The organism is Zobellia galactanivorans (assembly GCF_000973105.1).
In the GTDB taxonomy this organism is placed as follows: Bacteria; Bacteroidota; Bacteroidia; order Flavobacteriales; family Flavobacteriaceae; genus Zobellia; species Zobellia galactanivorans.
The window spans coordinates 688,269-711,481 of record NC_015844.1 but is presented as its reverse complement, the minus strand read 5'-3'; the positions used below and the strand labels follow the sequence as shown (position 1 = coordinate 711,481).

Below are 23,213 nucleotides of genomic sequence, written 5' to 3'. Positions count from 1 at the left end.
TTCATGAGTAGGGTGTTATTAATAAAAAATGCTATGAAAAAGTTTATTAATTAAACCGTTTCATGTGTTTAGGTTGGTTTTTTTGATTTTGATGAAAAGTCCGGGTTTGGTATCCCGGACTTTTACTTTTTTAAGGGGTCGTCGCTAATTCGTATTCAATTACTTTTTCGGTAAGTTGGTAACCGGCAAAAACGCCTATACCACCATCACCCTCAATATTGTTAGGCGCTATGCTGTATTCTACGAAGGGGTTGCCGTCGTTGAAGTCATTTAGAAAGGATGCGCGCAGGTTCGAATAAAGTATTTCTTCAACATTTGTTACTTGCAGGGTTATTTTTACGCTGACCGCCTCATCTGGAAAACCGTATGAAAAAGTAGCGTACCGGCTTACGGTCTCTCCATCGCCAATGGCATCGGTTAAAAAGCTGTTTAATTCAAAATCCAAAGGAAAGTAACTGACTTGTTCACCTTCTTTTAATTCTGCCGTGGCACCTATGATGTAGTGGTTTTTCTCGTTGGCGAAATCTTGAAAAGCTATATCCAGAATATAATCTTGGTAAAACTCATTTTTTTTCGCCTAGCGTTATCTTTTCCGTAATTGAGGGTATTTTTTTAGGGATGTGGCAGGTTGAGGTAAAGTCCTTGCCTTTGGCGGAAACCTGTAGAAAATATGTGCCGCCTTCGATTACATCAAACGCTGTGGCCGCTACTTGGTAATTTTTTCTCTCGGGATTATAGGTGAGTTCGACCGCATTGTTTTCTTCGTCACTAATAACGACCCGTGCATCTTTGATGATGAATTTTTCGATATCGGCCAAGGGGTCGTTCGAGTCTATGGGCGTTCCTACCGCGGCTGTGGTGGTCGATACATGGACGGAAAGTAAGGTGTCTGCGGGCGAGATGTAACCTACGATATAAGTGCGGTCTTCTTCATTGAGCAGCTCGTCTGCGTCTACCGGATCTTGACATGCACTACACAGCAAAGCCAATACGAAACTTATTTGAATGTACTTGCTCATGGTTTAGAATTTAAAGGTGTAATTGATCGACGGGATTAATATGAGTACCGATGTCCGGGTCAATTGTTTTTCGATTGGGGCATCGGGGTCGTAACTGTCATTGTCTTTATTGTCGATGGTATAGATGAACGGATTCTTTCTAGCATAGGCATTGTATAGGGAAAAGCCCCAAATACGCTCTCGGTCTTTCTTTTTCTTTTTGTGGAATTGTACCCCGAGATCTAACCGATGGCTGGTCTCTCCGCGAAAATTGTTGCGTTGGGTGGTGAAATTTTCCATTCCCGTAGAGTTGTTGTAAACCCCGGTGTTGATAATAGGGAAGTCAACAGGGTTGGCAATGTGCTGTTGGTTGGGCAAGGTGTAGTTGTTTCCGGTCGATAGTACCCATGTTCCCGATAGGGTGATTTTTTCGTTTGGCTTATAAATACCTACTAAGGATATATCGTGCCTACGGTCGTAACGGTCGTAGAATTTTTGGCCCAAATTCAATTCATCGAACTGTCGTTCAGACCATGATAAGGTATAGCCGAGCCAGCCTGTGAGCGGGCCTGTTTGTTTTCTAAGGAGTATTTCGGCCCCGTAGGCCCAACCTTGTCCTGAAGTAATGTTTTCCTCCCAGTTGCTGTTTTTTCCCGTCTCGAGGTCGTCGATAGCTAAAAAGGAGGCCCCTTCCTTGTAGGCGATAACGTCATCCAAGGTCTTGTAATAGCCTTCGAGGGTAATTGAATAGTCTTTGTCGAAGAAGTCTTTGGCAACGCCCACAGCGAACTGCTGCGAGGTCTGGGGCTTTATGTTGTCGGTAGATGAGACCCATAAATCCGTTGGCAGTCCTATGCCCGAGCTCGATAAGAGGTGGATGTACTGGTTCATTCGCGAATATGAAGCCTTAAAGGCAAGGTCGGTTTTCATGTTGTAAGACAATGCCAGCCTAGGTTCGGGATTTACATAGTGCTTGTCCTTATAGTTGAAATAACTCAGTCTGAGTCCAGGGGATAGGCTTAATTTATCGGTCAATTTCCAATCGTCCTCTACGTAAACTGCGCCTTCAAAAGAGTTCAGTTCTTGTTCTTTGTCGATGTTAGGGTTAAATTCATCTTTGAGCAACAGCCGCTGTGGTGTAAAGTTGTGTATGGTGGCGTTGGCCCCAAATCGAATGGTGTGTTGGCTGTTGGGGTAATAATCAAAATCGGTCTTTAACGTATAGTCGTTAATGCCCGAGCTGCTCTTGAACTCGTACTTCTGGTCTTCAAAATCTTCCTCTATCAATATTTTGAACTTGTAATTGCTGAAGATCAACGAGGTATTGGAGAACAGCTTATTGTTGAATTGGTGGTTCCAGCGAAGGGTAGAGGTAATATTTCCCCATTGTAACCGTGATTTGTCCCTGTCCCCATCTTCATAGACACTGTTGTCGTAGAATTTGTCCTGTCCGAAATAGTTGCTCCAGAACAATTTGTCCTTTGGGCTGAAGATGTGATGGATCTTAAAATTAAAATCGGTAAAGTAATACCCTGTTCTATTGCCCTTTTCACTATCAATAAAGGGGCGGGCCATAATATCTGCATAGGTGCGCCGGCCACTGGCAATAAAAGAGGTCTTACCTTTATTAATGGGCCCCTCGAGCAAAGCCGAAGACGAGATAAGGCCAATATTTACCTTCCCGGAAAGCTTCTCTTTGTTTCCGTCTTTCATATCCAATTTGATGACAGAGGACAGCCGCCCTCCAAAGCGTGCCGGAAAACCACCTTTGAACGCTTCTACCGATTTTATGGCATCACCGTTAAAGACCGAGAAAAAGCCAAATAGGTGGTTGGAGTTGTAAACAACGGCATCGTCTAAGATAATTAGGTTTTGGTCGGGCGTGCCTCCTCGGACAAAGAAACCGGAACTACCTTCCGATCCCCCTTGAATACCCGGCATCAGTTGCAGGGTTTTCATTACGTCTTTTTCGCCCAGTAGTGCCGGTATGTCTTGGATGTCGGCAGGGTTGATCTGCACTTTGCTCATTTGGGTGACCTTACTTTCCTTTATCCTTTCATCGGCGGTAACCACTACTTCCTCAAGATTTTGGGTAGATGGTTTCAGGGCTATGGATAGTATCTGGTCTTCCGATAAGTTGATTTGCTGTTTTTCGTTTCCGTACCCGATATATGAAATGATGACTTCGTGATTTCCTTCGGGAAGGGTCAAAGAGAAAAAACCATAGTCATTTGTAGTGGTGCCCAGTTTTAATTCGGGCACATATACGGAAACGCCCAAGAGATGTTCGCCGCTGCCACTTTCGGTAACATATCCGCTAATGGTGTATTTCTCTTTGTCTTGGTCAGGGGGTAGATAGTTGTTCTTGATAACGAAGGCTAGCCTTCGATTTTTATGGATGCCATTTTCGACCGGGGAAGGAGGGTGGCTTGTTTTGGCATGGCCTTGTTGAAAAAGAACTAGAAAAAATGAGGTACAGCAGATTGCTTTTTTCAAGATATGTTCGTTTTTTGATTGATGGAAATACTACTTTTAAACACTGATGAAATGTTTTTGTAGTGGTAAATTCTTACGCAAGAAAGTTATTATCTTTAAGGCAGGCTGTTAATGAAACGATAAATAATTTGGCGTACAAAATGGCTCTTATAAGGAAAAGGTTTTTTGGGAGGGATGAAGTGGCGGGGTTTCGTTTTAGGAGGAAAAATGATCTTAATTTACCTGTTTTAATACAATTTAACATTTTGTAGGAATAAATTTAAAGATTTTAAAACCAGTTATTTGATTGTTTTTATATGAAGTTTTAAATTATGATTTGTGTTTTTGCTTTAAATTTGATTTTTGAAACGAAATCCTAGGGAGATTCATTGAAAAAATATTGTAAATGGACTCCTTTAAAAAAATGTAAGATTGAAATAAATCATTTTTTTTATGGTCTCGATCGGGTGTTTTTTGGGAAATGCCCCTTTGTTTTTTGTGATGGTTTGGGGTGTGTTTCAAGGTCGTACCCGATTTATTAAAGACGATTGTTAAAAAACGGATTATAATTATCACAAAAGAGTCTTTTCGAGAAAGTGGAATTTCCTATTTTTGGCCATGCAAAACAACGTCCTTATACTCGATTTCGGTTCTCAGTACACACAACTCATTGCTAGAAGGGTTAGAGAACTCAATATTTTCTGTGAAATAAAGCCTTATAACAAGCTTCCTGATGATTTATCGTCGTACAAAGCGGTAATCTTATCGGGGTCGCCCTTTTCGGTACGTGCCGATGATGCGCCACATCCCGATTTGTCGCAAATCAGGGGCAAAAAGCCGCTATTGGCCGTTTGTTACGGGGCCCAATACCTTGCCCATTTCGGCGGGGGTAATGTTGCGCCTTCCAATACAAGGGAGTATGGTCGGGCAAATCTGTCGTATATAAAACCTGATGAAGCTTTCTTTGAAGGGGTTTCGGAAGGGAGTCAAGTGTGGATGAGCCATAGTGATACCATTCAGAAACTCCCGGAAAAAGGAGTGGTCTTGGCCAGTACGCACGATGTAGAACATGCTGCGTATAAGATTGAAGACGAGAGTACTTACGCCATACAGTTCCACCCAGAGGTTTATCATTCCAAAGATGGAAAGAAAATATTGGAAAACTTTTTGGTGAACATCGCCGGCCTTGAACAAACTTGGACCCCGGATGCATTTGTAGATATGACCGTTTCCGAGTTGAAACAAAAAATAGGAGACGACAAGGTAGTGCTTGGTTTGTCGGGTGGGGTTGATTCTACCGTGGCGGCAGTGCTTCTGCACAAGGCTATCGGAAAGAACCTGTATTGCATATTCGTAAATAACGGCCTGTTGAGAAAGAACGAATTTCAAGATGTTCTGGATCAATACGAACATATGGGGTTGAACGTTAAAGGGGTTGATGCTTCGGCACGCTTTTTGGATGCCCTTGCAGGGGAAAGCGATCCTGAAAAGAAACGAAAGATTATCGGAAAGGTGTTTATAGATGTGTTCGATGATGAGGCCCACTTGGTGAAAGATGTAAAATGGTTGGCGCAGGGTACCATATACCCTGATGTTATTGAATCGGTTTCGGCAACGGGAGGTCCGTCCGCAACCATCAAAAGCCACCACAATGTAGGGGGCTTGCCTGATTTTATGAAACTCGAGGTGGTGGAGCCGCTAAAAATGTTGTTTAAGGATGAAGTCCGAAGGGTCGGTAAGAGTATGGGTATCGATGATGAGCGTCTAGGGCGCCATCCCTTCCCAGGACCAGGATTGGCCATTCGTATACTAGGGGATATAACCCGGGAGAAGGTGGCCATTTTGCAAGAAGTAGACCATATTTTTATCCAAGGATTACGCGATTGGGGACTTTATGACAAGGTTTGGCAGGCCGGAGCCATGCTTTTGCCCGTAAATAGTGTAGGCGTAATGGGAGATGAGCGTACTTATGAAAAATGCGTAGCTTTGCGGGCTGTAGAAAGTACCGATGGTATGACCGCCGACTGGGTGAATTTGCCATACGAGTTCTTGCAAAAGACGTCAAACGATATTATCAACAAAGTGCCGGGCGTGAACAGGGTCGTATATGACATAAGTTCAAAACCGCCCGCAACCATTGAATGGGAATAGATATGAATCAGTTTTTAAAAATAGGCTTTACGCTTCTATTATTCGTTTTTGTGGGCTGTAAGGCTTCTGCGCAGAAGTTTACTACACATGCCGTAAAAAAGGGTGAGACCTTGGTGAGTATCGCCAAACAATATCGCGTCGATACCGAAACCATCCTTAAGCTGAACAAAGAGATAAAAGATGGCGACAATTTAAGGGTCAATACCATCTTGGTCATTCCAAAAGACGGTAAGGCTAAGGCCGTTGCGGAACAGTCTACCGTAAAAACGGCAAGTAGTTCGGTGCAAAACAATAAGGGGGAGACCCAAGAAGAGCCCATTGGTTTTACTTCTTATACCGTAAAGAAAAGGGAGACCCTTTATAGTATCGCAAAGCGATTTCATATTGGTACGGAAGACATCAAAAAGTACAATCCTGAGCTGTATTCTTCGCAGTTGAAGCGAAAAATGACTTTAAAAATTCCTAAATACAAAAGGGTGAAACCCGAAGATGTTTTGGAAATCAATGAAGACGATTTTGAAACGTACACGGTATTGCCCAAGGAGACAAGGTGGAGCATCGCCTATAAATACGGAATTACCGTAGATAGTATGGAGGTCTTGAACCCGGAACTTTCAAAGGCTAACGACTATTTGGCGGTAGGGCAAGAGCTAAAGCTTCCTAAAATAGCAGGTAGTACGGTCGAGAACCAAGAAACACAATTGTATTTGTCCTATACCGTTCCACCAAAAATGAATTTCTTCCAACTGGAACAAAAATTCGGGGTAAAGTCCGATGAGGTGGTTCGTTTGAATCCTGAGATTCAGGAAAGGGGCGGACTCAAAGAAGGTATGGTCATCCGTATTCCCCAGAAAAAAATAGCAAGTGGCGAAATCAATACGGAGAACTACAACTTTTACGAGGTAAAGCCGAAGCAAACAGAATTTTCGCTTACCCGTAAATTCGGTATTAGTTACAAGGAGCTTTTAGAGTTGAACCCAGACTTGGCCCAAGGATTGAAAGCAGGTATGGTCTTGAAATTGCCGAAAGACCAGAAGGGCGATTTTGAAATACGCAATTCCTTGGTTCTTGATAAGATCAATCTCATTGACAGTATTAATGTTCAAAACAGGCCTAAGCTCATGTTTCTTTTACCTTTTAGGTTAGACAAGCTCGATTTGTCCGATAAGGATCGTGTGGCGAATACTATCGATAAACGAAATAGTCTAAAATACAGTTTGGGTCTTTATTCAGGGGCCTTGGTGGCATTAGACTCCATTGCCGACCTAGGGGTATCGGTAGACGTGAAAACATTCGATAACCAATTGAGCCTTGAGAAGACCAAGGAAATCTTACAGAAAGAAAACCTGGCTTCGTACAGTGCGATTGTCGGACCTTTGGATGTGCCATCCTTAAAAGAGGCCGCGGTTCGCGCGGGTGGTAAACGAGTGCCGCTTGTAGCGCCCATACCGGCAAAGAGTGATTTAAGTCTTGCGAACGTGTTTTTCTCCTATACTTCTGAAGAATTGTTGCGGGAGCGGATGATAGGCTATACCCTGGAAAAGCGTACCGATCAGCATATAATTGTTATAGCCGACGATAAAAACCAAGGGGTCAAAGGTCAATTATTGGCCACCTTTGCCGATGCCGATACGTTGAAAGTGACCCAAGAGGAGAAAAACATCGGTATCAATATTGATAAACTGACCCGATTATTAAGTGATAAAACCGAAAACTGGGTATTTGTTGAGACCGATAATTTCAAGTTGGTTTCCAGTGTAACCTCTATTTTGAATTCATTGAATACCGAAGAGGTTAAAGTGCGCATGTTTACCACGGATAAGAATAGTGCCTTCGATAACGAGGTGATCAGTAATGCCCACTTGTCGAATCTTCGTTTTACCTATCCGTCAGTGTACAAGGCTGTGTCTGCCGATGCTTTTTTCAAGCGCTATGAAAAGCGCTTTGGAAGTGCTCCGGATCGTTATGCCGTTCGCGGTTTTGACCTAACCTTTGATCTTTTGCTTCGGTTGGCCTATAAGAACAATCTTATGGAGGCTTCAAAAACGGTGGGAGAGACCGAGTACTCGGGAAACAAGTTTGATTATGAGCGCAATGGTGCTTCTGGTTATTTTAACCGATCTTCATATATCCTTACCATGGAAGACCTTCGTATAAAGGAAGCGGAATAAAATTCGGGGCAACCCCGAATTTTATTTCTTTTTTGAAAGTCGTATCGCTAACTTGGGGCGAGCATTTTTACGAATTATAACCCCTTGTTTGATTATGACTTCAAAAGTTACCTATAACGGAGATTTAAGAACTACATGTGAGCACCTGCGGTCAGGTGATTCCTTTATTACGGATGCCCCTGTGGACAATAATGGTCTGGGCCAAGCTTTTTCGCCTACCGATACCGTTGCTACCGGTTTGGGGAGTTGTATGATTACCATGATGGGTATTAAGGCCAAAGGCTTGGAGGTCGACCTTAAGGGGTCTACTGTCGACATCAAGAAGCATATGGCCGCCGGACCAAGACGGATTTCAAAAATTGAAGCTAAATTGGTTTTGCCTTCCACTGTGTCCGACAAGAACCGGAAGATATTGGAGAATACCGCATTGACATGTCCTGTGCTTTACAGTTTACATCCAGATATAGAAAAGGTAATTACATTTCATTGGGAGCTTTAAAACACTTTGTTTGGGCAGTATGTCTTCTGGGTTTCGGTATGGTCTTTTCCCAAGAGGAGGAGGTGATCGTCTGGGATGCGGATAGAAAACTTCAGTGGTCCGATTTTAAGGGGAGTTATTTTAAGACCGAATGGGCCGCCGCAACTACGGCCAGTGGAATTAGTTATTCGTTTACGTCTTTTACAAAAGAAGGGCAGCTGTATCTTGATTTTGTGGTACAAAGCGAGTTTTATCCCAAAAAATCATGGTATCGCCCAGAATTGTGCGATTCTATTATTCTGGGGCACGAGCAATTGCATTTTGATATATCGGAACTCTATGCCCGGAAAATGCGAAAACGACTGGCGCAGACCCAATTTACAATGAATGCCAAGGCTGAGGTTCGGGCCATTTATAAGGGCATCTTAAAAGAGTTGGGCAACTTTCAGAACAAATATGATCGGGAAACCAATTTTTCCAGAAATTTAGAAAAGCAAGTACTCTGGAATAGGCGGATCAAAGCCGCCCTAAAAGAAGAAAAGCCTTCCCGTAATTAAATATGGGAAGGCTTTTATATGGTATGCTTAGGGTTTCTAGAACCTGAACGATACGCCCAAGGTCAAAAAAGAAGACCCGTAACCGGCTTCTGCAAAACCAGCAAAACTATCTGAAAAATACCAGCGTCCACCGACAAAAGCGCTAGCGCCCGGCCTGCTGTTTAGATCGCTGTAATTGTCGCCGCTATAAATACGCATAGAGGCCATAACCCCACCGTAAACGTCGAGATTGTCAATGTCGAAACCAGTGTAATGATAGGCTCCGCGGGCACCTATGGTTGTGTATGACCAGCTATAATCATAATTGTCAAAGGAGCTGTTATAAGTAAACCTCTTGTAGCCAAGGTAGCCTCCAAGACTTATAACACCGGGGCCGGGCATGTCCCAAACACCTCTTTCGTAGCTGGCGCTAAATACAGGGCTTTCCGTAGAGGTATTGTATCCTCCGTAATAGCCGCCTAAACCTATACCGGCATTGATTACATTCGAGCCTACTTCAAATTCTTGGGCCGATGCAAACTGTACTAAAAAAGTAAATACTGCTAATAGGGTAATCGATTTTCTCATTTTTAATTATGTTTAATGAAGTCGTTATTTTAAAAGCGCTGGCGTAAAATTACGTACATATTTTTAATATATTTTCCTTCTCTTTATTATTTAGTGGAAAAGAAGGGGACGCTTCAGGTCTGAGGGAAAAAGAATAAGGAGGCATTGGTGGACTTCCTCGCAATTTGTTTTTGTTGGCGGGAGGTCAATCCCACTTTACGGTTCCGTTCATGGTCAAGACGGCATCGGTTTTTGTGTTGATGATCGTGGTTTCTGAAAACAACACCTCTTTTTTGTCAAAATCTATACGGTAATCCGAACCACAATCGGTAAAACTGCCAAAGTTCGGGCTGGCGCAGGCGTGCTTGTATTCGGTACCGTCTACGGTTATATTCATCGATAGGGATCGGCTTGCGCTACTGGTAGATGCCTCGCCAAGATCTAAGCCTATAATGATAAAATTGTTTTTCAGGTCGCTGGGAATAGGGCCTTTTTCATCTATTTTGGTGTTGTTGTCGGTCAAGATTATGGTTTTGGCATGTCCGGTCAGGTCAGAACGGCCAATAGCGATATGTCCGACTTGTAACGATGAACCTATGTTGCCGGTTTCTTCTCCGGATAGTTGTATCGTTCCATAGGTCTTGGGTGTGTCGGTTTCGTCGGTCTCTTCGGAATTGCTGCTGCAGGCTACCGTTAAGCTTAGGCCGAGCAAAAGTAGGTTGGTGCGGTAATGGTTCAAGTTCAGTCTGGTATATTTCATTGGTGTGGTAGGGTTTTGGTTAAGTTTGGATTAAGAGGGTTTTAATTGTCCGCATCGCAATTTGCCGAATAGAATTCTAGCTGTGCCTTTTGTTCTGCACTTATAAAGTCTTTACAGGTTTTCAGGATCTTGGCTACGTCCGACTTTATTTCCTCACAGTCCCTGTCTTGTTTATCCCATTTTTCGTCAATGTCTTCAATTAGGTTGACACAATCAAGTGCCTTTTGTGTATCGCTAAGCTCGTCTATGGTGTCTTTAACGTTGCAGTTGCTCAAGGTAACTAGGCTCAAAAAAAGCATTGTAAAAAGGAGTGATGGTTTTTTCATGGTTCTTGGATGTTTTTTTAGGTTTTAAGGTCGGTTCTAATTATTGGTGATGGTGTATTTGTAGTTTTTAAAGGTGCCGTCGGTAACTACATAGGTTTTTCCTGTGTCCTTATTCTTTCCTGAAAAACTGAATTCTCCGGATAGGAGCTGCTTCTCGTGGTCTATTGAGGTGATTTTGATGTAGACTTTCTCCAAGACATCAAGCGTTGAACTCGTGTTGTCATTGTCATCGGTGTCTATGTTTTCCGAATAAGCGGCTAAAGCGCCTCCGACCAATACATCTTCTACAATGGTGTTCCATTCCGAACCTGATTTTACTGAATTGAAATCCTTGCCAAAAATAGACAGTAAGATATATTGGGCTTTTTTTAGGCCTAATTCGACATCAAAACCTGAAATCTGTAAAAAATAGTACCCCTTGTTTATAGAGACACCTGCGCCTGTCAGTTCTAAAAAATCAGGGGTGGCGAAGTTGCTTTCATTTACCTTGGCGGTCATAGTTCCTATGATTTCCTTGACTTCCTCTTCTTTCTCTTCTTCCTCTTCTTTTTCATTTTCTTTTCCCGTGTCGACTGCTTCAAATTCATCTGCGAGGTCTTCGGTAAGCTCGTTGATGGGGTGGTTGTCACATCCAACGGCCAGAAAGGACATAAGGGTAATGACAAGGATGATTCGGTTGTAGTGATGGTTTCTCATAGTGGCAATACGTTGTTGGGTTTGACGGGGTGAAAATAGGAAGAAGTGGTGTGGCTTCCGATTTGCATTTATTAAGCGTGATGCTAGGTATGGTATGTGTCGGTTTTTTTGCTATAATCGTAATAGCTTCGTTTTTTTATGTACAGACCTCAAAAAGAACAAATTATCACAATATTTACGGCCTTTGGTAGTGCATACTTCATTGAAACTGTTAAATTTGAGGCGTTATACATGACTTGTGCATATGCCCTTACCCAGAATAAAAGTGCTTACCGTATTGCTCTTATTGTCTTTGTTTGGTGTACATGCACAACGGCCCAAGATCGATAGTTTGAGCTTGCTTTTGAAGGGGCATTTGAAGCAAGATACGCTTCGATTGAATATCTTGAATGAATTGGCCTATACCTATTACTCCGTAGACCCTGCGGCCGGGATTGCTCGGTCGACCGAAGCCATAGAATTGGGGCATAAACTGCAAAATCATCCGGGAATCGCAACCGCGTATGCCTACCAAGGGCATAATTATAGCGCCTTGGGCCAAGACTCTTTGGCCTTGGCCTCTTACGACAAGGCTATGGAGGTCAGAAGGCGTATGGGCGATCTTCAGGGGCTTGCCCGATTGATATACAATAAGGGTCTGGTTTATTTTAATGAATCTGACTATGCCCGGGCAAATGATAACAACCGAAGGGCCTATGAGGTTTTTGAGAAGGCAAAGGATAGTTTTTTGATGGCTAAAATGCTCAACAGTATAGGTATTAATCATATGTACCTCTCCCAGTATCCCGAAGCCCTGAAAAGTTACCTTGATGCCAAACGTATTTATGAAGACCTAGGATTGACGGAAGATCGACAATACGCTTCCATCCTAAGTAATATCGGACTATTGTATGCTCGGTTGGAAAAATTTGGGCTAGCTGAAGAATTCCAGAAAAAGGCCCTTTTGTTTTTTGAAAAGAATGATTTTCAGGAAGGTGTAGCCAATGCCCTTACCAATCTTGGGAGGGTGTACAACGATACCGGAAATTCTGAAAAAGCCATTGAAAGTTATAAGCAGGCCCATGATATCATGGAAAAGAACAAAAATGAAAGAGGGGTGGCCAGTGCTTTGACCAACATGGGTATTGCATATTCTGAAATAGCCCAATATACTGAGGCGGTACCATATTTTGAAAAGACCCAGAAGATTTATGAAAAGTTGAAGAATACCAATAACTTGGCTATTGTTCATCGGTATCTAGGAGATTGCTATGCCTTGGGGGCGCATAAAAATTTGAAACGGGCCGAAGAAAATTACCAAGCCTCTTTTCAATATGCGAAAGGTGCGGGTAGTGTAAACCTGCAGTTCAATGCCCTAGAACAGTTGGCTTCCTTGCAAAGTGAAATGGGAAATTATAAAGGGGCTTATAAAAACAAGACCGAGGCTGTGGTCTTGCGCGATAGTTTTGCTTCGGTAGAAAAGAAAGAAGAAATAGCGCTTCTCGAGGCCGAGTATGAGTATGAAAAGGAAAAGTCGGCACTTCAGACGGCCCATGAGAAAAAACAGGCTGTTTCCAAAATGGAAATGGAACGTCAAGAACTGATGATCGGGGGCTTGACAATAGGGGCATCGTTGATCGTTGTTTTTCTTGTAGTGGCTTTTCAATTGTATAAGAAAAGGGAGAAGGTGTTGTCTGAAAAGAAGATTTCGGAGTTCAAGACCAGGGTTGCCGAAACCGAACTGAAGGCGTTGCGTTCTCAGATGAATCCGCATTTTATATTCAATGCCATGAATTCCATAAGTGATTATATGGCCAAGAATGATTTGGAGACCGCTAATGGTTTTCTGGTAAAATTCTCCAAATTGATCAGGGCTATTTTAGAAAGCTCTGAGAAAAAATGGATATCCTTGGAGGAAGACCTTGAGCTTATGGAATTGTATTTGCAGATTGAAGCATTGCGTTTAAAAGATAAATTTGGGTACTCTTTTCATATAGGGGAGCAGGTTGATGTGGGGAACACCATGGTGCCGCCTTTAATTTTGCAGCCTTTTATAGAGAACAGTATTTGGCATGGCATGGCCCCAAAAGAAACTATTGGGCAAATTGACGTATCCATAAAGTGTCAAGATCGGTTTTTGGTCTGTACGGTAGATGATGATGGGGTAGGGCGACAGAAAAACGTGGCTACCCATAATGGGAAGACTTCAATGGGGTTAAAGATTACCAAAAACAGACTGGATATTATCAATCAGTTGAAAAAGGAAAACGGAAGCATTCGCGTATTCGATAAAAAAGAAGGAGTGCGAGTAGAGCTGAAATTGCCTTTGGAACTTCAATTTTAAAGATTTTATGTTGAGAGCGATTATTATAGATGACGAAAAGCACTGTCAAGACCGCTTATTCTCATTGTTGGGTGCTCATGGCGCTATACAGGTGGAAAGTATGGTTTCTTCCTTTGATGAAGGGGTGGTAGCTATAAAAAAACATAACCCTCAAGTGGTATTCTTAGATGTACAATTGCACGATAGGACCGGATTTGAGCTACTTCAAGAATTGCCCCATGTGAATTTTGAGGTCATTTTTACCACCGGATACGATACGTACGCCTTAGAGGCCTTTAAGTTCTCCGCCCTCGATTATTTGTTGAAGCCCATTGCGGAAGACGATTTGCATGTCGCCTTAGAGAAACTAAGGGAGAAAATTTCCCTACAGGAAATCTCTAAAAAAATGGAAGTGCTATTTTATAACCTTGACAATCAAAAAGCCAGTAATTTCCGAAAAATAGCCGTGCCTACGGTAGACGGACTTTCAATGATCGCGATAACCGATATTGTCCGCTGTCAATCAGATGTGAATTATACCCACTTGTTTTTAAAGGCCGATAGAAAACTTACCGTGGCCAAGACCCTAAAATATTTTGAAGCCCTTCTTGAAAAACACCATTTTTATAGAACGCACCAATCGCATCTGGTCAACTTAAGCTGTGTGGATAAGTATGTAAAGGGAAAAGGAGGCTATGCCCTTATGAACGATGGTTCGCACATAGAGGTGGCGGTACGCAGAAAAGAAGACTTTTTGAAGAAATTAATGGGATAAAAAAAACCTTCCCGAAGGAAGGTTTAGCGATTTTTTAAACGTCACAAATGGTGACGCCTTCTTTAAGGGCCGCGATTTTATCGTCCCAGGTCGGTATAAATTCTTGGGCAACATAGCCTTTGAAGCCGGTTGCTAAAATAGCCTTCATGATGGCAGGATAAAAGAGCTCTTGCGTATCGTTGATTTCGTTTCGGCCAGGATTTCCACCAGTGTGGTAGTGTCCGAAATATTGGTGATAGTCTTGAATATTGCGAATGATGTCTCCTTCCATAATTTGCATATGGTAGATGTCATAAAGCAGTTTAAAGTTTTCCGAACCGATGGCCTTGCACAATTCAACACCCCATGCGCTGGTATCGCACATGTAATCAGGGTGGTTTACCTTAGAGTTGAGTAGTTCCATTTGTAGCACTACACCGTGCTTTTCGGCAATGGGCATTATTTTTTTTAGTCCTTCCGCGCAGTTCTTTAATCCTTCTGCGTCGTCCATGCCGTTTCTGTTTCCGCTAAAGCAGATCAAGTTGGTGTAACCGGCTTCGGCCACTTTTGGAATATGTTGGGAGTAATCGGCAATAAGTTCGGCATGAAGGGAAGGGTCGTTCCATCCTTTTTCAATACCAAATCCGGCACCCCAGCACATAGAGGCGTGAATACCGTATTTTTTCATCAAGGGCCAATCTTCAGGTCCGGTAAGGTCCATAGCCTTTATACCGAGTTGATTCAGGCTTTTTAGAAAATCTTCCATGGGAATGCCCTTGTAGCACCAGCGGCAAACGCTATGGTTGATATTTCCTTTTAATTCTGTACTTTCAGCACTTGCGGGAGCCATAGCATTTGTAGTTTTGCAGGCCACCAGTCCAACTGAGGCAGCGGCCGATGTACCGATAAATTTTCGTCGTTTCATAATTTCTTGCTATTGCGCTAAAATAAAGATAAAATATTTAGTTTTGAAAATGAATGTAGCTCCCGATAGAGAAAAATTGTTAGAATTGGCACATTATAGGATGCCTTTCGGAAAGTTTAAGGGCAGATATCTGGTAAATCTTCCGGAGCCATATTTGATATGGTATCAACAAAAGGGATTTCCTGAAGGAAAATTGGGAAATCTGTTAAAATCCATGCTGGAAATTAAGGTTAATGGACTAGAGCCGTTAATTCGGAAGATTCAAAAAGATTTTCCTAGGTAATACCTATGATTTCACGGTGCAATTTATATCTTTGTGCCCCGTAACAAAGAACACCAATATGTCGCAGACAAAGTATATTTTCGTTACGGGAGGTGTTACTTCTTCTCTAGGGAAAGGTATTATAGCCGCATCGCTCGCCAAATTGCTACAGGCTCGTGGCTACAAGACCACTATTCAAAAATTAGACCCGTATATCAATGTTGATCCGGGAACCTTGAACCCATACGAACATGGCGAATGCTATGTAACGGATGATGGGGCCGAGACCGATCTTGACCTTGGTCATTACGAACGTTTCTTGAACGTGAAGACGTCTCAGGCCAACAACGTTACCACGGGGAGGATCTACCAGAGTGTGATCGAAAAAGAACGTAGGGGGGAATTTTTGGGCAAGACCGTTCAAGTAGTACCCCATATTACCAATGAAATCAAACGACGTGTACAGCTTTTGGGCAATAGTGGCGAATACGATATTGTCATTACCGAAATAGGCGGTACCGTGGGCGATATAGAATCATTGCCTTATATCGAATCGGTAAGGCAGTTGTTGTGGGAATTGGGAGATAGCAATGCCATTGTTATACATCTTACCTTGGTGCCCTATCTTTCCGCAGCCGGTGAGTTAAAGACCAAGCCTACACAGCACTCCGTAAAAACCTTGATGGAAAGCGGTATCAAGGCCGATGTTTTGGTGTGCCGTACCGAACACGAGATTTCAGATGAGATCAAAGATAAATTGGCGCTTTTTTGCAATGTAAAAAGGGAAGCGGTTATACAATCCATTGATGCATCGACCATTTACGACGTTCCGTTGTTGATGCAAGAAGAGGGGTTGGATACCGTAGTACTCAAGAAACTGGCACTGCGCGACGATATAGAACCGGACCTTACCCAATGGAAAGAGTTTTTGGGGCAGCATAAAAATCCGAAAAACGAAGTCAATATCGGTTTGATCGGTAAGTATGTTGAACTTCAAGATTCGTATAAGTCCATTTTAGAGGCTTTTATACATGCAGGGGCAGTGAACGAGGTTAGGGTGAACGTTAAGTCCATTCATTCGGAACACCTCTCCGAAAAAAGTTTGCAGAAAAAATTAAAGGACCTAGACGGTATTCTTGTGGCACCAGGTTTTGGTGAACGGGGTATAGAAGGTAAGATCAAGGCGGTACAACATGCCCGAGAGAACAATATTCCTTTCTTGGGAATCTGTTTGGGTATGCAAATGGCGGTCATTGAATATGCGCGCAACGTTTTGGGCCTTAAGGATGCCAATTCTACCGAAATGGACGAAAACACCCCAAATCCTGTTATTAATTTAATGGAGGAGCAAAAAACGGTAACCAATAAGGGCGGTACTATGAGATTAGGGGCCTGGGACTGTGAACTTCTTGAGGGCAGTTTGGTCAAAAAGGTATATAACGGTGCCGAAAGTATCTCCGAAAGACATCGTCACCGCTATGAATTTAATAGTGATTACAAGGCGCAACTTGAGGCAAAGGGACTTAAGGCTACGGGTATCAACAAAAAGACCAATTTGGTGGAAATTGTCGAAATACCTGAGCATCCATGGTTTATCGGTGTGCAATATCATCCTGAATATAAAAGTACGGTCGCAAGTCCGCACCCGCTTTTCGTTGGCTTTGTAAAGGCAGCATTAGCGCATAAAACGCAATAAAACAATGCCAGTATGGCATAAAATGCGGTTTTGGACATATATTTGCAAATTGACTGGACCAAACCCTAGTATTTGGCACTGCGATTCAATATGTAACCATCGTGGGTAGTCTAAAAACAATTAATTAGATGGAAGAAAAGAAAGTAGACATCAATTCCATAATCGGTTTTGTGCTGATTTTTGGGATACTGATATTTATGTTTTATCAGAATAGGCCTACTCCCGAAGAGCTCGAGGCCCAAAAAGCTCAAGAGGAACAGGTAGTGGAGAAAGTTGAAAACGACGTTCAGTCGGTAGCGGTAGATGCCCCGGCCGAAATCAACCTTCAAGATTCTACGGCTATTGCCAATTATCAGGGTAAAATAGGTGCATTCGGGTATACGACCCCTTCCGATAAGGTTACTGAACTGGACAATGAACTGCTTTCGTTGAAAATCAGTAATAAGGGGGGGCAGATCATCGAAGCCCGAATGAAGCAATACCATACGTACGACTCTATTCCGGTTTATTTGGTACACGAAGGCAACGCGTCTTTCGGACTTGATTTTACTACCACTGATAACCGCGTACTCAACACCAAGGATTTGTACTTTGTACCGTCGTTGAGCGAAAGTAACGGTAATAAGGTACTCTCCATGAAGGCCAAGGCAGGTCCTTCGCAGTTCTTGGAATTCCGGTACGAAATGAAAAAAGGCGACTACCTCGTTGATTTCACCATTCGCTCACAAGGTCTGAACGGTATCATCGACAGTAGCAAGCCCGTTGAGCTGAGCTGGAAACTTAAAGGTATCAGGCACAGTAAAAGTGTGGAATACGAAAATAGGTACACCGAGCTGACCTATAACCACGACGATGGAAAAATAGATTACTTGTCGCTTACCAGTGACGACGAGGAAACGGAGGAAGATGTAAAGTGGATATCGTACCGCCAACATTTCTTCAGTTCGATCCTGGCCACCAAAAACAATTTTAAAACAGCTGACCTTACTTCGCGTAATTTAGTGGAGGAAGAGAGCAAAGACACCCAGTTCACCAAATTGTTCGGTGCTACCGTGCCATTGGAGCTTACCGCCGGCGAGCTGGCGCATAATATGTTCTGGTATTACGGCCCTACCGACGTAAAGGTATTAAGTCAATATAAAGAGTTGGGTCTTGATGATTCCATTCCTTTCGGATGGGGTATTTTTGGGTGGTTGAACCGATATCTGTTCACTCCCTTCTATTCGTTCTTGAGCTCTTTCTTGCCCTTTGGTGTAGCCATTGTGGTGATGACCATATTGGTTCGGTTGGCCATGTCGCCCGTAACCTACAAGTCGTACTTGTCACAGGCAAAAATGAAGGTGTTGAAGCCCGAGTTGGCAGAGCTAGGGGAGAAGTACAAAGATAACGCCATGAAGAAGCAACAAGAGACCATGAAGCTTTATGGTAAGGCAGGTGTAAGCCCGATGAGCGGTTGTATTCCCGCATTATTGCAAATGCCGATTTTTTACGCCTTGTTCATGTTTTTCCCGACCTCTTTCGCCTTGCGTCAAAAACCATTTTTATGGGCGGACGATTTATCGTCATATGACGTAGTGGCCAATTTGCCTTTCCATATTCCGTTTTATGGGGATCACGTTAGTTTGTTTCCGATTTTGGCCTCTATTGCCATATTCTTCTATATGACGATGACCACAGGTCAGAACATGCCGCAACAACCAGGTATGCCTAACATGAAGTTTATCATGTATCTGATGCCGGTTATGATGTTGTTCTTCTTTAACAACTATGCAAGTGGATTGAGTTTGTACTACTTTGTTTCGAACTTGATTACCATTGGTATTATGTTGGTCATCAAGAATTTCATTTTGGACGATGCGAAAATCCATGCGCAAATTCAAGAGAACAAAAAGAAGCCTAAAAAGGAAAACAAGTTTCAGCGAAGAATGCGCGAAATGATGGAGCAGGCCGAAGAACAAAAGAAAACCGGTAAGAAGTAATCGACTGACTTCAGTACCGCTTATTTATAAAACAAAAAACCCTGACATTTCTGTCGGGGTTTTTTTTAGCATTCAGTTAGTTTGGTAAGATTTGGGACTCCAAAGATGCGCCATAACTGCAGTTAAAAAAAAATAGAGTTGTCAAGTGGCTGTTTTTGTATGCTAACTCAGTAGGGCTTGTTGTCTGATTTGTTTAAAATCAAAATCATCGATAGAAAGTCTTTTTTAAAGTCCTTCATCTGACGGGTTTAAGAATGGAAAGTTGAAAGACCGTTAGTTGTAAACTGATATTTGAACTACGGATACGAACAAAAAAAAGCCGCTGAATTCAGCGGCTTTACTCTTATAATGGATAATTGAATATTATTCTTCGGTGGTACTGGGCAGTAAAACGGTATCTACGGCATGAATTACACCGTTCATGGCTTGAACATCGGCCTTGACAATATTGATTCCTGAATTTCCGGCACCGTCCGTTATGGTAAACGAATCATTGGCGGCGGTAAAGGTGAGGGCATCCCCTTGTAGGGTTGCTGGCGAAACCAGTCCGTCACTTAAATCCCCAGAAACAATATTGGCCTCTGCTATGACGTGGTGTGTTAAGACCGCGGTCAGATCTTCTCCCTCAGGTACTTCGGCTAGTGCCGCAAAAGCACTGTTTACCGGAGCAAAGACGGTAAAGGGCGTATCTTCCGTGGTAGAGCTGAGTATGCTTACGAAATCGGGTTGTCCCTCGGCAGTAAGTACGCTCACTAAAGTTGAGAAGTTTTCACTGTCAGCAGTGGCAAAAGTAACAATGGTAGGTAAATCGATTACCATATCCACTGCGTGTATAATACCGTTAGTGGTTACTACATCGCTGATGATTACTTGGCTTGTTCCGTTCAATACAACGCCGTCATCGGTATTTACATAAATGCTCAGATTATCTCCATCTTCATTTGCCGCTACAGTATTTGCATAGCTGTTACTTAAGTCACCGGCAGCAAGGGCCGCACCCATAATAACATGGTTTGAAAGGATGTCGTTCAAAGCATTCTCGTTCAGGTTCTCAAATGCGGTAAATGCATCGTTGGTCGGGGCGAATACGGTAAACTTTTCCTCAGTATCACTTAATAGGTCGGTAAACACGGTGTTGTTGTCCGCCGTCAATGCCGCAACCAAGTCCGTAAAGGCACCGTTATAAGTGGCATGGTCTACGATGTTCGGTAGGCCTATTACCATGTCTACTATATGTATGGTTCCGTTAGAGGCCTCAATGTCGGCCGTGGTTACTGATGAACCATTAATGGTCACCCCATCTTCAATATTGACGTAGAGACTGAGGTTTTTACCATCAACCCCTGCGGTAGAAGAGGAAGTGTAGTAGGTAGATTCTAAATCGGCGGCTTTTACGTTGCCACTTACTACGTGATTCAAAAGAACCTGTCTTAGGGTTTCTTCGGGAATATCGTCTAACGAAGCGAAATTGTTATCGCTCAAAAAAGCCTGAAAGGCCGCATCGGTCGGGGCGAAAACTGTAAAGGGGCCATCTCCTTGGAGGGTAGAAACCAAATCGGCTTCGCCAAGGGCTTCCACTAAAATAGAAAGATTGGGGTCGGTAATGGCGATATCTACAATATCGGTCTCGGGTTCCATGGGAACAACGGGGGCGTTGTCATCGTCGCTACAAGAGACGAACATTACTACGGTAAAGGCTAAGCCTAATAAGCTTTTAAAATTGTTGAGAGTCATAATACATATATTAAATGTTCATATTAAATGGACAGAATACAATACCCTATGTATCATCCTTACCCACTTCCTTAAGTTAAATCTGATGCAATTTAAGCTAAAAATATAGTTTTGTTTAACTTTATTGAATAAAAGTTGAACACTTTTAAGTTTAAGGGAATGCTAAAATTGGATTTGAAAAGGTGGAATCCGTGTTTATTGACTAATTTTGTCCTCTTATTTATTATCATGAAAAAAGTAGTTGTAGGCCTCTCGGGAGGGGTGGATTCAAGTGTAACGGCATACCTCTTGAAAGAGCAGGGGTATGAGGTAATAGGCTTGTTTATGAAGAATTGGCACGATGATTCGGTTACTATTTCGGAAGAATGCCCGTGGTTGGAAGATAGTAACGATGCTTTGATCGTGGCCGAAAAGTTGGGGATACCTTTTCAGACCGTAGATTTAAGCGTTCAGTATAAGGAACGGATCGTAGATTATATGTTCGCGGAATATGAAAAAGGACGTACCCCAAATCCTGATGTGCTCTGCAACCGTGAAATAAAATTCGATGTATTCATGGATATTGCTTTGCAACTGGGGGCCGATTACGTAGCTACGGGCCACTATTGCAGAAAGGGAATCATTAAGAATGAAGATGGTTCGGAAACCTACCAACTTTTGGCAGGTGTCGACGGGAACAAAGACCAGTCCTATTTTCTGTGTCAGCTTTCCCAGGAGCAATTGTCAAAAACCTTGTTTCCCATTGGGGATTTGAACAAGCCGGAAGTTCGACAGATCGCGGCTGATAATAATTTGATTACGGCCGATAAAAAAGATTCACAAGGACTTTGTTTTATAGGAAAGGTGCGTTTGCCGGAATTTCTTCAACAAAAATTGAAGCCTAAAAAAGGGGTTATTGTTGAAGTGCCGTCGGATGTTTCCCAATACCAAAAAGAACGGCCCCAGTTTGAAAGCAAACAGGCGGAACTAGCCTTTTATTCCGAAAAGCCTATATACAGCGTTTCAGACGGTAAGGTGGTAGGCGAACATCAAGGGGCACATTATTTCACCAAGGGGCAGCGTAAAGGTCTTGATGTTGGGGGAACCAAAGAACCCCTGTTCGTGATCGATACCGATGTGGACGAAAACGTGATTTATACGGGGCAGGGTAAATCGCACCCCGGTCTGTATAGAAAAACCCTCTTTATAACCGATGAAGAATTGCATTGGGTGCGTACCGATTTGGCGCTGAACGATGGTGAAACACTTGAGGTAATGGCCCGAATTCGATATCGTCAACCCTTGCAGAAAGCAAGCTTGTATAAAGTCGATGGAGGGTTGTATGTAGATTTCGAGGAAAAGCAATCAGCAATTACCGAAGGTCAGTTTGCGGCATGGTACCTAGGCGATGAACTTATTGGGTCGGGAGTAATTTCATAAAGGAAATTTTTCAATACTATATCGATGCAAAATAGAATTACGGAACTCTTCGGAATTAAATACCCGATCGTTCAGGCGGGAATGATATGGACTAGCGGCTGGCGATTGGCTTCTGCCGTTTCCAATGCCGGTGGATTGGGCTTGATCGGTGCCGGTAGCATGTATCCGGAAGTATTAAGGGATCATATAGAAAAATGTCAAAAGGCAAGCGATAAGCCTTTTGGTGTCAATGTACCGATGCTCTATCCTGATTTGGGGCGATTGATGGATATTATCGTTGAACTTGGGGTAAAAATTGTTTTTACTTCGGCCGGAAACCCGAAAACATGGACATCCTACTTAAAAGAAAAAGGAATTACGGTAGTACATGTGGTCAGTAGCCTAAAGTTCGCCCTAAAGGCCCAAGAAGCCGGTGTAGACGCTATTGTGGCCGAAGGTTTTGAGGCCGGGGGGCATAATGGTCGCGATGAGACGACTACCTTGACCTTGATTCCGGCGGTAAAGGAAAAAATAGACATCCCTATCATTGCCGCCGGTGGAATAGCTACGGGTGCGGCCATGCTCGCTACTATGGTCTTGGGTGCCGATGGGGTACAAGTAGGGAGTAGGTTTGTTGCCAGTGATGAAGCTTCATCCCATTTGTTGTTCAAGCAAAAAGTAGTGGAGGCCGGCGAGGGCGATACCCAGCTTACCTTGAAGGAATTGGCCCCGGTACGGCTTATAAAGAACAAGTTTTATAAAGATGTAGAGCAGGCTTACGCCAATGGGGCTACAAAGGAAGATCTAAGGGAACTCCTGGGAAGGGCGCGTGCCAAAAGGGGCATCTTTGAAGGTGATTTGGAAGAAGGGGAGCTCGAGATAGGCCAAGTGGCTTCGCTTATTCACGATATTAAACCGGCGGCCCGCATTGTAAGTGACTTGATGTCGGAATTTGAAAAGGCCAAACAGGGGGTGTCTTTCCTTTAATAAAAACCGTATCGAAAA

General features: G+C 43.0%; 20 protein-coding genes and 1 pseudogene. 11 read left to right on the top strand and 10 right to left on the bottom strand.

The window, feature by feature from the left end:
- Positions 1-130 precede the first annotated feature (130 nt).
- From ZOBGAL_RS23890 to ZOBGAL_RS02640, 3 genes are read right to left on the bottom strand one after another with little or no spacing between them, the layout of a single operon-like run.
- On the bottom strand, positions 131-544 hold the full coding sequence (locus tag ZOBGAL_RS23890) for a DUF4249 family protein (RefSeq protein ID WP_394331325.1): 414 nt from the start codon (positions 542-544) through the stop codon (positions 131-133).
- Between the two features lie 19 nt (positions 545-563).
- Positions 564-1,019, bottom strand: a complete 456-nt coding sequence (locus ZOBGAL_RS23885) for a DUF4249 family protein (protein ID WP_013991954.1) — start codon at positions 1,017-1,019, stop codon at positions 564-566.
- Positions 1,020-1,022: 3 nt separating this feature from the next.
- On the bottom strand, positions 1,023-3,494 hold the full coding sequence (locus ZOBGAL_RS02640) for a TonB-dependent receptor (RefSeq protein ID WP_013991953.1): 2,472 nt from the start codon (positions 3,492-3,494) through the stop codon (positions 1,023-1,025).
- 597 nt (positions 3,495-4,091) lie between these two features.
- On the opposite strand from ZOBGAL_RS02640, the gene guaA reads away from it, so the two are divergent.
- The 4 genes from guaA (at position 4,092) to ZOBGAL_RS02620 (ending at position 8,830) form a co-directional block, all read left to right on the top strand.
- On the top strand, positions 4,092-5,624 hold the full coding sequence (gene guaA, locus ZOBGAL_RS02635; RefSeq protein WP_013991951.1) for a glutamine-hydrolyzing GMP synthase: 1,533 nt from the start codon (positions 4,092-4,094) through the stop codon (positions 5,622-5,624).
- Positions 5,625-5,626: 2 nt separating this feature from the next.
- Entirely contained in the window at positions 5,627-7,795 is a 2,169-nt protein-coding gene (locus tag ZOBGAL_RS02630; protein ID WP_013991950.1) for a PBP1 and LysM peptidoglycan-binding domain-containing protein, read from the top strand.
- A 94-nt stretch (positions 7,796-7,889) separates the two neighbouring features.
- Positions 7,890-8,294 carry an OsmC family protein gene (locus ZOBGAL_RS02625; protein ID WP_013991949.1) on the top strand — a complete coding sequence of 135 codons (405 nt, stop codon included), beginning with the start codon at positions 7,890-7,892 and terminating at the stop codon, positions 8,292-8,294.
- Positions 8,282-8,830 carry a DUF922 domain-containing protein gene (locus ZOBGAL_RS02620; RefSeq protein WP_231854787.1) on the top strand — a complete coding sequence of 183 codons (549 nt, stop codon included), beginning with the start codon at positions 8,282-8,284 and terminating at the stop codon, positions 8,828-8,830. Before ZOBGAL_RS02625 ends, ZOBGAL_RS02620 begins: the two co-directional genes overlap by 13 nt.
- Before the next feature lie 36 nt (positions 8,831-8,866).
- Here ZOBGAL_RS02620 and ZOBGAL_RS02615 read toward each other — a convergent pair whose 3' ends face one another.
- The 4 genes from ZOBGAL_RS02615 to ZOBGAL_RS02600 form a co-directional block, all read right to left on the bottom strand.
- A complete protein-coding gene (locus tag ZOBGAL_RS02615; RefSeq protein WP_013991947.1) occupies positions 8,867-9,397 on the bottom strand; it encodes a hypothetical protein in 531 nt (176 codons plus the stop codon).
- 184 nt (positions 9,398-9,581) lie between these two features.
- Positions 9,582-10,136 (bottom strand): hypothetical protein, encoded by a 555-nt coding sequence (locus tag ZOBGAL_RS02610; protein WP_013991946.1) that lies wholly within the window; start codon positions 10,134-10,136, stop codon positions 9,582-9,584.
- Between the two features lie 41 nt (positions 10,137-10,177).
- A complete protein-coding gene (locus ZOBGAL_RS02605; protein WP_013991945.1) occupies positions 10,178-10,462 on the bottom strand; it encodes a hypothetical protein in 285 nt (94 codons plus the stop codon).
- Between the two features lie 36 nt (positions 10,463-10,498).
- Positions 10,499-11,158 carry a hypothetical protein gene (locus ZOBGAL_RS02600; RefSeq protein WP_013991944.1) on the bottom strand — a complete coding sequence of 220 codons (660 nt, stop codon included), beginning with the start codon at positions 11,156-11,158 and terminating at the stop codon, positions 10,499-10,501.
- 244 nt (positions 11,159-11,402) lie between these two features.
- Between ZOBGAL_RS02600 and ZOBGAL_RS02595 the strand changes: the two genes are divergently transcribed.
- Positions 11,403-13,481: a tetratricopeptide repeat protein gene (locus ZOBGAL_RS02595; protein ID WP_013991942.1), complete on the top strand. Its 2,079-nt coding sequence runs from the start codon at positions 11,403-11,405 to the stop codon at positions 13,479-13,481.
- 7 nt (positions 13,482-13,488) lie between these two features.
- The gene (locus ZOBGAL_RS02590; protein WP_013991941.1) at positions 13,489-14,235 is read left to right on the top strand and encodes a LytR/AlgR family response regulator transcription factor; all 747 of its coding nucleotides are present in this window, start codon (positions 13,489-13,491) and stop codon (positions 14,233-14,235) included.
- A 34-nt stretch (positions 14,236-14,269) separates the two neighbouring features.
- Here ZOBGAL_RS02590 and ZOBGAL_RS02585 read toward each other — a convergent pair whose 3' ends face one another.
- Both ZOBGAL_RS02585 and ZOBGAL_RS23995 read right to left on the bottom strand, forming a co-directional pair.
- A complete protein-coding gene (locus tag ZOBGAL_RS02585) occupies positions 14,270-15,139 on the bottom strand; it encodes a hydroxypyruvate isomerase family protein (RefSeq protein WP_013991940.1) in 870 nt (289 codons plus the stop codon).
- A 9-nt stretch (positions 15,140-15,148) separates the two neighbouring features.
- Positions 15,149-15,202: pseudogene (locus ZOBGAL_RS23995) on the bottom strand (hypothetical protein); the annotation flags it as partial.
- Here ZOBGAL_RS23995 and ZOBGAL_RS02580 point away from each other — a divergent pair.
- From ZOBGAL_RS02580 to yidC, 3 genes are all read left to right on the top strand, one after another.
- Positions 15,189-15,422 (top strand): DUF3820 family protein, encoded by a 234-nt coding sequence (locus tag ZOBGAL_RS02580; RefSeq protein WP_046287303.1) that lies wholly within the window; start codon positions 15,189-15,191, stop codon positions 15,420-15,422. The pseudogene ZOBGAL_RS23995 and the gene ZOBGAL_RS02580 overlap by 14 nt on opposite strands.
- A gap of 58 nt (positions 15,423-15,480) precedes the next feature.
- The gene (locus tag ZOBGAL_RS02575; protein WP_013991938.1) at positions 15,481-17,097 is read left to right on the top strand and encodes a CTP synthase; all 1,617 of its coding nucleotides are present in this window, start codon (positions 15,481-15,483) and stop codon (positions 17,095-17,097) included.
- A gap of 128 nt (positions 17,098-17,225) precedes the next feature.
- On the top strand, positions 17,226-19,076 hold the full coding sequence (yidC, locus tag ZOBGAL_RS02570; RefSeq protein WP_013991937.1) for a membrane protein insertase YidC: 1,851 nt from the start codon (positions 17,226-17,228) through the stop codon (positions 19,074-19,076).
- A 363-nt stretch (positions 19,077-19,439) separates the two neighbouring features.
- On the opposite strand, the gene ZOBGAL_RS02565 is transcribed toward yidC, so the two are convergent.
- A complete protein-coding gene (locus tag ZOBGAL_RS02565; protein WP_013991936.1) occupies positions 19,440-20,810 on the bottom strand; it encodes a fasciclin domain-containing protein in 1,371 nt (456 codons plus the stop codon).
- Positions 20,811-21,038: 228 nt separating this feature from the next.
- Here ZOBGAL_RS02565 and mnmA point away from each other — a divergent pair, with 228 nt between their 5' ends.
- Together mnmA and ZOBGAL_RS02555 are read left to right on the top strand one after the other, a co-directional pair.
- Positions 21,039-22,229, top strand: coding sequence for a tRNA 2-thiouridine(34) synthase MnmA (gene mnmA / locus ZOBGAL_RS02560; protein WP_046287302.1), 1,191 nt, complete (start codon positions 21,039-21,041; stop codon positions 22,227-22,229).
- A 24-nt stretch (positions 22,230-22,253) separates the two neighbouring features.
- On the top strand, positions 22,254-23,195 hold the full coding sequence (locus tag ZOBGAL_RS02555) for an NAD(P)H-dependent flavin oxidoreductase (RefSeq protein WP_013991934.1): 942 nt from the start codon (positions 22,254-22,256) through the stop codon (positions 23,193-23,195).
- Positions 23,196-23,213 lie beyond the last annotated feature (18 nt).

What these genes read in the sequence shown, in the direction of transcription:
- ZOBGAL_RS23885 (WP_013991954.1), bottom strand. Translation starts at nt 1,019, where the DNA reads ATGAGCAAGTACATTCAAATAAGTTTCGTATTGGCTTTGCTGTGTAGT.
- guaA (WP_013991951.1), top strand. Translation starts at nt 4,092, where the DNA reads ATGCAAAACAACGTCCTTATACTCGATTTCGGTTCTCAGTACACACAA.
- ZOBGAL_RS02630 (WP_013991950.1), top strand. Translation starts at nt 5,627, where the DNA reads ATGAATCAGTTTTTAAAAATAGGCTTTACGCTTCTATTATTCGTTTTT.
- ZOBGAL_RS02625 (WP_013991949.1), top strand. Translation starts at nt 7,890, where the DNA reads ATGACTTCAAAAGTTACCTATAACGGAGATTTAAGAACTACATGTGAG.
- ZOBGAL_RS02615 (WP_013991947.1), bottom strand. Translation starts at nt 9,397, where the DNA reads ATGAGAAAATCGATTACCCTATTAGCAGTATTTACTTTTTTAGTACAG.
- ZOBGAL_RS02610 (WP_013991946.1), bottom strand. Translation starts at nt 10,136, where the DNA reads ATGAAATATACCAGACTGAACTTGAACCATTACCGCACCAACCTACTT.
- ZOBGAL_RS02605 (WP_013991945.1), bottom strand. Translation starts at nt 10,462, where the DNA reads ATGAAAAAACCATCACTCCTTTTTACAATGCTTTTTTTGAGCCTAGTT.
- ZOBGAL_RS02600 (WP_013991944.1), bottom strand. Translation starts at nt 11,158, where the DNA reads ATGAGAAACCATCACTACAACCGAATCATCCTTGTCATTACCCTTATG.
- ZOBGAL_RS02595 (WP_013991942.1), top strand. Translation starts at nt 11,403, where the DNA reads ATGCCCTTACCCAGAATAAAAGTGCTTACCGTATTGCTCTTATTGTCT.
- ZOBGAL_RS02590 (WP_013991941.1), top strand. Translation starts at nt 13,489, where the DNA reads ATGTTGAGAGCGATTATTATAGATGACGAAAAGCACTGTCAAGACCGC.
- ZOBGAL_RS02585 (WP_013991940.1), bottom strand. Translation starts at nt 15,139, where the DNA reads ATGAAACGACGAAAATTTATCGGTACATCGGCCGCTGCCTCAGTTGGA.
- ZOBGAL_RS02580 (WP_046287303.1), top strand. Translation starts at nt 15,189, where the DNA reads ATGAATGTAGCTCCCGATAGAGAAAAATTGTTAGAATTGGCACATTAT.
- ZOBGAL_RS02575 (WP_013991938.1), top strand. Translation starts at nt 15,481, where the DNA reads ATGTCGCAGACAAAGTATATTTTCGTTACGGGAGGTGTTACTTCTTCT.
- yidC (WP_013991937.1), top strand. Translation starts at nt 17,226, where the DNA reads ATGGAAGAAAAGAAAGTAGACATCAATTCCATAATCGGTTTTGTGCTG.
- ZOBGAL_RS02565 (WP_013991936.1), bottom strand. Translation starts at nt 20,810, where the DNA reads ATGACTCTCAACAATTTTAAAAGCTTATTAGGCTTAGCCTTTACCGTA.
- mnmA (WP_046287302.1), top strand. Translation starts at nt 21,039, where the DNA reads ATGAAAAAAGTAGTTGTAGGCCTCTCGGGAGGGGTGGATTCAAGTGTA.
- ZOBGAL_RS02555 (WP_013991934.1), top strand. Translation starts at nt 22,254, where the DNA reads ATGCAAAATAGAATTACGGAACTCTTCGGAATTAAATACCCGATCGTT.